9 protein-coding genes are annotated in these 12103 nt (G+C 58.2%); 5 read left to right on the top strand and 4 right to left on the bottom strand.

The window, feature by feature from the left end; genetic code table 11:
• Window positions 1-268 precede the first annotated feature (268 nt).
• Together CSING_RS05370 and CSING_RS05375 are read right to left on the bottom strand one after the other, a co-directional pair.
• Window positions 269-4015, bottom strand: coding sequence for a multifunctional oxoglutarate decarboxylase/oxoglutarate dehydrogenase thiamine pyrophosphate-binding subunit/dihydrolipoyllysine-residue succinyltransferase subunit (locus tag CSING_RS05370; protein WP_042530368.1), 3747 nt, complete (start codon window positions 4013-4015; stop codon window positions 269-271).
• 153 nt (window positions 4016-4168) lie between these two features.
• Window positions 4169-4888, bottom strand: coding sequence for a hypothetical protein (locus tag CSING_RS05375; RefSeq protein WP_042530370.1), 720 nt, complete (start codon window positions 4886-4888; stop codon window positions 4169-4171).
• Window positions 4889-4991: 103 nt separating this feature from the next.
• Between CSING_RS05375 and CSING_RS05380 the strand changes: the two genes are divergently transcribed.
• From CSING_RS05380 to CSING_RS05390, 3 genes are all read left to right on the top strand, one after another.
• Entirely contained in the window at window positions 4992-6707 is a 1716-nt protein-coding gene (locus CSING_RS05380) for a carboxylesterase/lipase family protein (protein ID WP_042530372.1), read from the top strand.
• Window positions 6708-6767: 60 nt separating this feature from the next.
• On the top strand, window positions 6768-7643 hold the full coding sequence (locus CSING_RS05385) for a hypothetical protein (protein ID WP_042530374.1): 876 nt from the start codon (window positions 6768-6770) through the stop codon (window positions 7641-7643).
• Between the two features lie 267 nt (window positions 7644-7910).
• Entirely contained in the window at window positions 7911-8567 is a 657-nt protein-coding gene (locus CSING_RS05390; RefSeq protein WP_236684048.1) for a hypothetical protein, read from the top strand.
• A gap of 44 nt (window positions 8568-8611) precedes the next feature.
• Here CSING_RS05390 and CSING_RS14050 read toward each other — a convergent pair whose 3' ends face one another.
• Entirely contained in the window at window positions 8612-9148 is a 537-nt protein-coding gene (locus CSING_RS14050; protein ID WP_236684049.1) for a hypothetical protein, read from the bottom strand.
• Between the two features lie 94 nt (window positions 9149-9242).
• Between CSING_RS14050 and CSING_RS05400 the strand changes: the two genes are divergently transcribed.
• Together CSING_RS05400 and CSING_RS05405 are read left to right on the top strand one after the other, a co-directional pair.
• Window positions 9243-10481, top strand: a complete 1239-nt coding sequence (locus CSING_RS05400) for an MFS transporter (protein WP_042530378.1) — start codon at window positions 9243-9245, stop codon at window positions 10479-10481.
• A gap of 108 nt (window positions 10482-10589) precedes the next feature.
• Window positions 10590-11429 carry a MurR/RpiR family transcriptional regulator gene (locus CSING_RS05405; protein WP_042530380.1) on the top strand — a complete coding sequence of 280 codons (840 nt, stop codon included), beginning with the start codon at window positions 10590-10592 and terminating at the stop codon, window positions 11427-11429.
• A gap of 187 nt (window positions 11430-11616) precedes the next feature.
• Here CSING_RS05405 and CSING_RS13725 read toward each other — a convergent pair whose 3' ends face one another.
• Entirely contained in the window at window positions 11617-11784 is a 168-nt protein-coding gene (locus tag CSING_RS13725; RefSeq protein ID WP_158407798.1) for a hypothetical protein, read from the bottom strand.
• Between the last annotated feature and the right edge of the window lie 319 nt (window positions 11785-12103).

A 12103-nucleotide genomic window follows, 5' to 3' on the forward strand; every position in this document is an offset into this window, starting at 1 on the left:
GAGGGTGTGTGACACTTGGACGTTGGGGGAGGCGTCGACAAGCGCGCGAATGGTATAGCAAGGGCGCCGCGCCGTATCACGATACTTGTTGGCCAGAATTGTTAACCGCGCGGGGTCGTGGCGCTGCGATGGCCATGGCCAGTATGTGCAGGGGAGGAGCCGGGGCCACGCACGGTGCAGCGCCGGCGCATGGCAAAGACCCCGGCCGCCACGACTCGGATGTGAGTGCGGCGACCGGGGCCAGTGCGTGTAGAGGACCTAGGCGTCTTTAGACGTCGAAGGCTTCCTCCAACAGGTTCTTCTGCTCAATCTGGTGAACCTTTGCGTTACCGGTGGCAGTCGAGGACTGCGAGCGGCGGGAAACGCGGACCATCTCCGGCATATCCGGAATGAGCTCACGCAGGTGCTCGTTGTAGAACGGCCACGGACCCTGGTTGGCCGGCTCGTCCTGAACGAAGCGAATCTGCTCAGCGTTCGGGTAAGACTTGAAGGCCTCACCCAGACGGTTGAACGGGATCGGGTGGAGCATCTCTACGCGAACGATAGCGATGTCATCGCGGCCATCGGCTTCCTTCTTCTTGGCCAGCTCCCAGTAGAGCTTGCCGGAGACCAGCATGATGGTTTTGACCTTCTCTGGATCCCCAACCTTCTTGCCATTGATGTCGAAGAAGTTCGGGTCATTGATAACGGACTGGAACTTCGTGACCTCAGTGAAGTCGGAGACCGAAGAGGTCGCTGCCTTGTTACGCAGCATGGACTTCGGGGTGAAGACAACCAGCGGACGCTTCATCTCACCGAGAGCCTGGCGGCGCAGCAGGTGGAAGTGGTTAGCCGGGGTGGACGGCTGGGCCACAGTCATGGAGCCCTCAGCACACAGCTGCAGGTAACGCTCGATGCGGGCGGAGGAGTGGTCTGGGCCCTGGCCTTCGTAGCCGTGCGGCAGCAGCAGGATCAGGCTGGAAAGCTGGCCCCACTTGGCCTCACCGGAGGAAATGTACTCATCGATGATGGTCTGCGCACCGTTGGCGAAGTCACCGAACTGTGCCTCCCAGGCCACAACGGCATCCGGGTTACCCACGGTGTAGCCGTATTCGAAGCCCATGCCGGCAAACTCAGTCAGAGCGGAGTTGTACACCATGAACTTGCCGCCGTTGCCCTTGGACCCAGCCAGGTGAGCAACCGGGTTGTATTCCTCGCCGGAGTTCGGGTCAAAGGCCACTGCGTGGCGCTGGGTGAAGGTACCGCGGCGGGAATCTTCGCCGGCCAGACGGACGACCTTGCCAGAGTTCGCCAGGGAGCCGAAGGCAATGAGTTCGCCCCAGCCCCAGTCGATGCCACCCTCGCGGGAGGTCTTCTGACGGTCCTTGGCAACCTTGCCCACACGCTTGTGGTACTCAAAGCCCTCCGGCGGGGTGCCGTAAGCATCGCCGATTTCGGCTAGCTCCTCGGCAGTGATGGAGGTGTCCAGACCACGGGTCAGCTCCTGGGAGGAGGTGATACCGGTCTGCTCCTTTGGGCCAGCCTTCTCAGCTTCCTTGTGCTCAGCGAAGACGGACTCCATCTGGTCGTGGAAGTCACGTGCTGCTGCCTCTGCCTCTTCGTCAGACAGGTCACCGCGGCCGATGAGCTCTTCGGTGTAGCGCTCACGGACGGACTTGTGGTTGTCGATGATGTCGTAGAGCTGCGGCTGTGTCATGGACGGATCATCAGCCTCGTTGTGGCCACGCAAGCGGTAGCACACGAGGTCGATGAAGACATCCTTGCCAAAGCGGCGGCGGTATTCGGTGGCAAGCTTACCTACCCAGACAACGGCCTCCGGATTATCGCCGTTGACGTGGAAGACCGGGCAGTCGAAGCCCTTAGCCAAGTCGGTGGCGTAGTGCGTGGAACGGCCGGAATCCGGGGTGGTGGTGAAACCAACCTGGTTGTTAACCACAACGTGAACGGTACCGCCGGTGGTGTAGCCGCGCAGCTGGGACAGGTTGATGGTCTCCTGGACCACGCCCAGTCCGGCGAAGGATGCATCGCCGTGCAGCATGATCGGGACAACGGTGTGACCCTCGGGGCCCTTGTCCAGGATGTCCTGCTTAGCGCGGGCAATACCTTCCATGACCGGGTCAACGGCCTCAAGGTGGGACGGGTTTGCAGCCAGGGTGACCTTGATTTCGCCGTCGCCGAACATCTGCAGGTGCTCGCCCTCAGCGCCCAGGTGGTACTTCACGTCACCGGAGCCACCGAGCTGGCCGCCCTTGTAGTTGCCGTCGAACTCACCGAAGATATCGGCGAGTGGCTTGCCCACGATGTTGAAGAGAACGTTGAGGCGGCCGCGGTGCGGCATGCCGATGACGACCTCGTCGAGGTCCTGGCCGGCGGCAGTGTCAACGATGGAATCCAGCAGAGCAATGAGGGACTCAGCGCCCTCGAGGGAGAAGCGCTTCTGACCCACGTACTTGGTCTGCAGGAAGTTCTCGAAAGCCTCAGCGGCGTTGACCTTCTGCAGGATGTACTTTTGCTCAGAGTTGGTCGGCTTCGGCATGCCGGCCTCGATCTGCTCCTGCAGCCAACCGCGCTCGTCGCGGTCCATGATGTGGGCGTACTCGGAGCCAACCTTCAGGGTGTACGCGGAGCGTAGGCGGGTAACGACCTCGCGCAGCGTCATGGTTTCCTTGCCACCAAAGCCACCGACGTTGAAGGTGCGGTCCAAGTCCCAGATGGTCAAGCCGTGGGTAGCTAGGTCCAGGTCGCGGTGGTCCGGCCACGGCAGGCCAGGCTGCTTCCAGCCCAACGGGTTGACGTCAGCCAGCAGGTGTCCGCGGGAGCGGTACGCCTCGATGTACTGCATGACGCGCGTGTTCTTATCGACGCCGGTGTTCGGGACGTCGGCAGCCCAGCGGAAGGGCTGGTAGGGCACGTCGAGGGACTCGAAGAGCTCGTCCCAGAAGGCATTGTCCAGAATAAGCTCACCGACGGTGCGCAGGAACTCACCGGACTCCGCGCCCTGAATAACGCGGTGGTCGTAGGTGGAGGTCAGGGTTACCAGACGGCCAACGCCCATGTCCGCCAGACGGTCCGGGGAGGTGCCGGCAAACTCAGCCGGGTAATCCATGGAGCCCACGCCAATGATGGAGCCAGAGCCCTTGGTCAGGCGGGCGATGGAGTGGCGGGTACCAATGCCGCCCGGGTTGGTGAGGTTAATGGTGACGCCGGAGAAATCATCCATCGTCAGCTTGTTCTTGCGGGAGCGGTTCACAATGTCCTGGTAGGCATCGATGAACTCGGCGAAGGTCTTGTTCTCAGCCTCCTTAATAGCAGCAACCACGAGGGCACGGGAGCCGTCCTTCTGCGGAAGGTCGATGGCCAAGCCCAGGTTGACGTGCTCCGGCTGCACCACAGTGGGCTTGCCATCCTTGATTTCGTAGCGCACGTTCATGTCCGGGTGGATCTGAACGGCCTTAACGAGGGCGTAGCCCAGGATATGGGTAAAGGAGATCTTGCCGCCGCGGGTGCGCTTGAGGTGATCGTTGATCATCGCACGGTTTTCCCACATGAGCTTGACCGGGATGTCACGCACAGTGGTAGCGGTAGGAATCTCCAGAGACTCGTCCATGTTCTTAGCAATGGCCTTGAACATGCCCTTGAGCGGGCGGGAACCCGGCTCCGGTGCGTCCTGGATGCGGTCGAGCGGGGACTCGGCCTTTTTCTTGTCTGCCTTCGCCTTCGTGGTAGAAGTCTTGGAATCGCTCGGAGCCTTGGCACCCGGGGCGGCGGGGGACTTTTCAGCGCGTGCGGAGTCCTTGGACTCAGCAGCGCCCGCCTTGTCCTTGGCCGGGGCAGAAGCCTTGGAGCTGGAGGCCTTTGCGGAGGAGGCCTTGGGCTGTGCGGCTTGCTTGGGAGCTCCGTTTGCCTCAAAGTAGTCGCGCCACTCCTTATCTACGGAGTTGGGGTCCTTTGAGTACTGCTGGAACTGTTCGTCAATCAGCCACGCGTTCGGGCCGTAGATGCTCGAGTTGCTCACGGCAGGTGTTCGCCTCTTTCTGTGCTTCTAAGTTTGTCTTTAGTCGACTCTAGTAGGCCGTTCCATGGGTGCGAAAGGCACCCCGAAAGGTGTCTCCTCATATGATACGGCCCCTGTAAGTTTGCTCACTACCCTGGGGCGCGTTTCCCGTGTTTATTCCCCCTGCAGGGGGGAGAGCTGGGTGTCCGAATGCTTCATAACTTGGCGGGCAAGTTTACGGTTGGCAGTCGTTCCCAGTACCGCACCGACACCCATCGGCAGGAGCTTGGAGAGCCATGCCCACTTGAGCTTCTTTCGGGCCTGCTTGAGGAAGAGCTTGGTCAGTCGTCCGTTGATACCGCTCAGGGTGGGGCCGGAGAAGCGGGAAAGGGTAGCGGCCGACTTCATGCCGGAGAGCGTTGTGACGTCTCCCAGCAGAGTATCGACCAGAGCGCTGCCTTGGGATCCGGTGAGGACAACAAGGACGAGAGCGCGGCGGCGTTCCTCATCACGAATGTCATCGCCACGCAGGTGTGCCGAGGCCAAGATGTACCAGGCAGCGGCCTCGAGGAACAGGAGTGATTCCGCACCAATGGCTGCAGCACCAGACACCAAACCGATGCCGGGGATGGCCGCTGAGGCGCCCGCAGCCGCGCCGGTTCCAGAGACAATGTTGAGGAAGTGCTTGTCAATGAGCTCCTGCAGCTCTTGAGGGCTGGCATTCTTGTTGCTCTTCTTCAAGCGTTCGACGTAGCCGATGATGATAGAGGACTGTGCCGAGATCACCTTGTTGAGTGCGGCCATGAAGCTCTGGCTAATGCGGTTGTTTTCATCCACAGTGAGCTTCTCCACAGCGGCGGGTTCGTCCTGTGTCTTTTCTCCAAGTCCAAACATGTTTTTCACCTGATTTCGTCTAATTTATAAACAGTATGTACACCACCGTATCGAAAAACATGTCCCCAGCGCGGAGCCAGGCTGTGGCATTAGTCTAGGTGCTATGAGCGAGTACGAGCCTTTCCCTCCGCGTGAGGTCAGCGCGGCTGCGGCCCGCCTGCTTGCTGAGAACCTGCATGCCCGCGCCCACGCAGCCCATGAGGCTGCCAAGACGGCGCTGGCGGATGACATCACTGTTTTAACGACCTCGGGATGGGTTCGCGGCTGCATTGAGGAGGAGTTGCGCCCTGACCGGCCAATCTCTTCCCCGGTGCGCTCATGGCGTGGGATTCCCTTCGGAGCGGATACCTCGGGAGATCAGCGTTTCCAGGAACCAAGGCCGGCACCGGAGTGGGAGGGAATTAGGGATTGCCGTGAGTTTGGACACGTGGCACCCCAGCCGGTTTATTCGTGGACGGATCGTATTGAGGGCTCGGAAGATTGCCTGACGCTCGATATCGTCCGCCCACACACTCAGCACAGCTCTGAATTCGTGCCAAATACGGAGAAGCTTCCCGTTGTTGTCTATTTACACGGTGGCAGCTTCATCGTTGGGTCCTCTCACATGCTCATGCTTCGCGGCTTTGAGTTCGCGGCGCAGATGGACGTGGTCTACGTGTCCGTCAATTTCCGTTTGGGGGCCTTGGGCTATCTAGATGTCCGCAGTCTTGGCGGGGAGGCCTGTGCCAACCCTGCCGTGGCGGATCAGGTTCTTGCCCTGGAGTGGGTCCGCGATAACATTGCGGCCTTTGGTGGTGACCCGGACAACGTCACCCTCATGGGTGAATCTGCCGGTGGCGCAGCAGTTCTCACGCTTATGGCTGTTCCTCGTGCAGAGGGCTTATTTCACCGAGCTATTGCGCAGTCACCGCCGATTGGCATGATTCATTCGCGCGCTCAATCCATGTTCTGGGCGCGCGAGCTGGTGGACAAGATGGCGCTGCCTCGGGACACAACGGCTGAGGATCTGCGGCGGGAGGACTTCGCGGATCTGGTGCGCTCTGGGCAGTCGATGATGTGGCGCGCGGGTGAGCTGCTGTATTTGAATTCCTGTTACGCCCCCACCGTGGATGGTGAACTCATTCCGCAGCATCCTATTGAAGCGTTTGAGGATGGTGCCCAACACCCAGTGCCGTTGCTCATCGGTACGAATTCCGGTGAAGCCAGCTTCGGTAAGTTTCTCTACCAGCGTCAAAGCTCTCGGGAGCGCGCCGCGTTGCGCCTTCTGGCTTCCTTTGATCCGGAGAGCGCCCCTGATGTGGTCGCAGCCTATGGTGGGGCGGTGTCTCGTCGGGACTTTGGAGACTTGCTTACCGACGCCCTGTTCTGGGGCCCTACCGTCCGTGTTGCGGGTGAGCATGCGCGCCGTTATCCCACCTGGATGTACCGTTTCGATTTCGCGCCGGCAGCTCTGCGTTGGTTGGGCTTGGGAGCGATGCATTCGATGGAGCTATCCAATATCTTTGGTGACCCTGGGGCGTCGCGGGTGTCCTTTCTGACCACCATGGGTAAATCCTCCGATATGGAAGAGGTCACTGAGAATATGCAGGCCCAATGGGGTTCATTCATCCGGAACGGTGCTCCGCTAGAGGATTGGCCGCGATACCGTTCCCCACAGCGCGAGACGATGATCTTTGACGTGGAACCTCATGTGGAATCGGCACCGATGGAATCGCGCCGCCAGGCGTGGGAGTCCTATGACATGTTGGAGTGGGGAACCGGACGTCCAGAAATCTTAAAGCGTCTGGGTTTCATGCCCGATGGCCACGATCGCGGGTAGGATGTGGGTGGCCTTGGCAGCAGCCGGGGTGAGACCGCCACATGGATGGATGTTAATCACATGAGCTTTTTTGAAGATATCGCTTCTGCGCTGGACGGGGAGGGTATTGAGTCCCGCGTCAACGATGATGTGATGTTTGTGCCCATCACCTCCGATTTGGAAATCCAGTTTGTGGAAATTGACCCGATTCTCCCCGCGGCCAACGTCTACATTGCTGCCGCGGATGTAGATGAGGATGATGAGGATTTTGAAGCAGTTCTCGTCTCCGTTGCCTTTTCCGTGGAGGATGCGGTGGAGGCGGTGTCTCGCCACATTGCCACCGACCAAGTGGTCACCGTGCTGCGAGACCTGCTTGAGGGTACCGATGAGCGCATTGCCGAGTTGGAGTTTGTCCAGGATGAGTTCAACCCGAACCTCGTCGTGGCTGACGTTGCTAACGATTCCGAATTGCGCGTTCTCGTTGAGACTATTGACGGTGTTCCGAGTGCAGTCGTGCGATTCCTCTCGTTTGACTTCGACGAAGAGGAACTCGACGAGCTTGAGGATGAGGCCATCAACGAGTTGTGGGAGAACGACTCTGTAGAGGACCTGGGGGAGGAGGAGCGCGTCGCGCTTTTCGACGCCGGGGAGTTCGACGACACCACCCTTGCCCCCATCATCGAAGTGCCTGCTGAGGCTCTTGAGCTTGGTACCTACACCGATTTTGATCGTCTTTTCGACGTCCTGAGTTTGGTCTCGGATCAGGCCTTGGATTGGGAGGCTCAGCTCGTTAGCGTGGATGACCCGGACTTTGATGAGCCGGACGTTTATGACATCTTCGGCGCTGACGATGAGGATGATGACGTGCTCTTCGACGATGACGAAGATGATGAGGACGACGACACCGATGTGGACGCTGATAATTCCAATGGTGAGGCTGACGACAGCGAAGGCTAGTCGCTTCGTGCGGAAGGGCGCGCTAGGATAATCGGGTACATTTTTGAACTCGATGAGGGGCGTCCAGGGACCATGCCGGTTGATATGGCTTTTCGCGGCCAGCGAATCTGCGTTGGTTTCGCCCTAGCGTGTGCTGCATTCGCGTGGTGCCTCACGCTTGACCCAAACTTTGAACATGCCGATAGGACGTTTGAATCCGTCCTGCCAGCATCGGTCTGGGGTTTGAGCCTTCTTAGTGGGTTACTCTTTTTTGCCTCTCAATGGGGGATGCTGAGAAGCCATGCCATCATCAATCCGCTGTTTGCTATCGCCGTCAACATATTGGGATCCTTGTTGATCTTCAACCTCAACATTCCGCTGTATTTGGACACCGCCGGAACGATGTTTATCGCCATTCTCTATGGTCCAATTCTTGGCATGGGGACATCGGTGCTCTCAGCGAGTCTTGGGGCCGTCAGCAATCCGCTGGGCTTGGCATATGTTCCAAACGCCGTGATCGTGGCCTATTTGGTGGGGTGGATGGCTCGCCGCGGCGTGTTTAAGCGAATGATAGCCACGCTGCTCTCAGGCTATGGGCTTGGAATCGTGGCGGGGTTGGTGTCCTTGCCGTCGACACTGCTTGCGTTTGATGAGAATCTTCAGCGCGGACCCCGAGAGCTCACGAACTTCATCCTGTTGATTGTCCATGATGAAAACATTGCTGCGCTGATTCAGGCGATGAGTTCTGACCCCATCGATAAGGCCTTTACTGTGGTGCTCGTGTGCTTGGCCATTCGCTTTGCGCCGAAGCCCATCCGGTACTTCTTCGATCGCCCCGAAACCCATGCAGCCGTTGGCCGGGTCCTGACTGAGGACCGATTTACGCTCTCACTAGATGAAGAGCCGCCCCACGGTCTTCTAGACCGCCTGCAGCGCTACTTGTAGCCGAACCCCGGTGTGGAGGAGACAGCCATCGTAGGCGTAGCGGCTTAGGCCGCCTGGCTAAAGCCTTCGAAAAGTGACAGTGGTGACAGCACCGGGGCGTAGGAACTATCAACAAGCCACACAAAGGTTGCGGCGCTGCTGCTAGAAATCTCGTGCACGGCTGACACCAAGTCTTCTGGGACGAGCGTGCGGACCCACGCTTCAGCTAAGGCTGGCGATACTGGTTGTCCTGACGGAGACGTAATACGCACGGTAATGAGATAAGCCGGCACCCGCTTTTCACCGAAGCCCAAAACGCGAGCCTGGGCGCGCTCGCCAACGCGATGACGGGAGACGGTGAGCGTCAGCGGTGGGGTAGATTCACCTTCTCTAGTCCGGAGCAGCACAGGTGGCAGAGACTGTGACGGCGGCCGCCACTGCGGCGTGGGTCGGGCAAGTGAGCGTGGATGGTGGATGATGCTCTCGATGGATTCGAGGATCTCGGGGTGATGGAAAAGGATGTCCGCAGTGAGCTCACCGGTATCGATAGGAGATTGAATGGAGCGTGGGGAAGTGGTGCGAAAGGCGTTGTAGTTCTTCATGGCCTTCACACTAGAAGAGGGGATGGACACGAATTCGACTACAGTCGAAAATAAGTTCGATTATTTGGAGGGGTAGGCTACAGTTAGTGAAGCTATGAGTGACGGTGTGATGCAAGAACTAAAGATTCCGCGAGAAATCTGGGTGATGGTCTCGGCGGGTTTCATTATTGCCTTAGGCTACGGGCTGATTGCCCCATTGCTTCCCCAATTCATCGTCAGTTTCGATGTCTCGATGGCTGCCGCTGGGCTCGTCGTGTCCATATTCTCTGCGAGCCGCCTGATTTTCGCCCCTGCGGCGGGGCGCCTCATTGATCGAGCAGGAACGCGGGGCGTGTACCTCACTGGCTTGTTAACTGTCGCCATCACCACCGGACTAGTAAGCATTGCCCAGGACTATTGGCACATTGTGGTGCTGCGCGCTATTGCCGGAATCGGATCCACCATGTTCACCGTGGCAGCGATGTCCCTTATCGTGAAATTATCTCCTCCCGCTATTCGGGGGCGCTGCTCGGCGACGTACGCGACATCCTTCCTCCTGGGTAATGTTATTGGTCCACTCGTTGGCGCCAGCTTGTCCTTCCTTGGTTTTCGTTGGCCCTTCTTCATCTATGGGGTTGGGGTAGCACTCGCTGCGCTCGTGGTCTGGGTGCTTATGCCCGTGGTCGACGAAGCTGAAGATCCGCGGCGTCGTTTGCCGCCGATGCGACTGCAGGAGGCATGGGGCGATACGGCCTATCGTGCGGTGCTTACCTCCAACTTTGCGCAGGGCTGGATCAATATGGGAGTGCGAGTTGCGGTGCTGCCTCTCTTTGCTGCTGCCATATTCCATAACGGTGCGGAAGCTTCCGGCATAGCACTCGCGGTCTTTGCCGCTGGCAATGCCGTTGTTCTGCAGTTTTCTGGATCGTGGTCGGACCAGGTTGGCCGGCGTCCTTTAATTATTGCTGGTTTGGTGGGGTCGGCGGTGTTTGTGGGAACTCTGGGCTTGGCGCACACCGTCTGGATGCTCCTTCTCCTGTCCGCCTTCGCCGGTGCTTCTTCTGGGCTCATTGTGCCGTCCCAGCAGGCGGCCATCGCTGATGTGGTGGGATCGAAGCGTTCTGGTGGGCAAGTCTTGTCTACCTTCCAGATGGCCGGTGACTTTGGGCAAATCCTCGGCCCCATCGTCATTGGATTCCTTGCGGACCACTACGGTTTTGAGGTGGCCTTTGCGCTCTGTGCTGTAGTGGCGGCAGGTGGTGTCGTTGCGTGGAGCTTTGGCCGCGACACTTTGCAAGACAGGAAGATTATTTTGCAGCGATTGCGCCGCGACTATAAACCAAGGCTATACTAGCCAGCAGGAATGTTAATGTTTGCGTTATTTTTCAGCAATATGCCACTGCACCCGCAACATTTTGAAGAAAAATGTCACGATCTAAAAATTTTTTGTTAAACTCGGGGTGTGAATTTTCAACAAAGGGTGGAGCGTCACCGGTCGGAACTTAGCAGGGCGGATGAGGCAGTTGTCGACGTTATCCTGAGTCGCCCCCAAGAGGCAGCTTTGTGGCGTGGCGAAGATGTCGCTGCAAAAGCCGGTGTGCACGGTTCGGCCGTAACTCGTACAGCGAAGAAGCTCGGATATAAAGGCTACTTGGAACTGCGTCAAGAGCTGCGCATGCTGCATGATCAGTATCTTGCCGCTGAGCATTCAAGCAGTAGTCAGACTTTCCGTAACGAGGCCGGCCAGACCATTTTGGGGCAGCTCGTCTCGAAGGAGTTGGACTCCCTGTCCGTGGCGTCGGGAAGCGTAGACCAGCACTCCGTCAACAAGGCTGCGGACTTGGTCATGAACGCTCGCGATATTTACATCTATGGCCGCGGTAACTCTATCCCGTTGTGCGACCAAGCTGAGCGTCGCCTGCGTCGACTCGGACGTTCGGTACACGACCTGTCTGGGGAGACCGACCGGGATATTGCTGAACAGCTCCTGCTTATGGGTGAGCCCGATTTGCTCTTGGTGTTTGCTTTCCGTCGCTCGACGCGCTCGCTCCGCCAGCTACTGAACTACGCTGAGATGGTGAAATGCAAGGTCATCCTCATTACAGATGATCTGCGTATCGTCCACCCAGTTCCCGTGGTGACTCTCGCGGCCCCGCGTGGCGATGAAGGAGCCTTCACTACTCTCTCTGTCCCGATGCTTATGCTGAACGCGATTGTGCTGTCCATTCTGCAACGCTACGAACATGACGTTGCCCCGTATCAGCAGAAACTTCAGAACATTCTGAATGGTTTCGAGCTGTAACGCTTGCTTTCGCTTCACTTCACTGTGTGTAAACCCCCACTCGATGTGGGGGTTCTCGTGCTTTAATGCGGGTTGCTGAATGTAAGCAAAGCCGCCAATGTGGTGAGGCTATTGTGTCCTCGGCTGAATTGGCGGTAAAAGCGATGGGGCAGGAGTGGGGGCGTGGCTCTAGTGGCCGGGGTGCTCTTTAGTGGATAGTGCGAGCTCGCTGGCTGCAGGCGGCCCAGCGCGGGTTATTGCCTGACGAAGACTTGAAGTTACGCTCGCGGAAACGCGTGAAGCCATAGTTAGAAGACTCGGAACCGGTGTTCGGGCGGCTCCATCGCTTTTGGTTATTCTCGCTGGCGGCGTCCATGTCCTTCCTCCGTCTGTTTCTGGCTAGCCATTTATACTTAGCTCATTTTAAGCTGATGAGAGAATGCTAGGTTAGGCTGTGTTGTTAGTCAATTTCACAGAGTGAGATCTTTCCATTCGGGGGTAGCTAGGCGTTGTACGTGTGGCCAATCGGAAAAATGGTTTACGTGTCATCAACTGCGGTTATCTATCGGCCCATCGTATTTGGGGGTGACTGGAGGTGTCCGAATTTAACTCAAGTCACCTGACGTTTGGATCCTGAAAATTCTTATAACAATTCGACGCAACTGTGCAAAATAACTTGCATTGTGCGGGTGGGG

This window comes from Corynebacterium singulare, assembly GCF_000833575.1.
In the GTDB taxonomy this organism is placed as follows: Bacteria; Actinomycetota; Actinomycetes; order Mycobacteriales; family Mycobacteriaceae; genus Corynebacterium; species Corynebacterium singulare.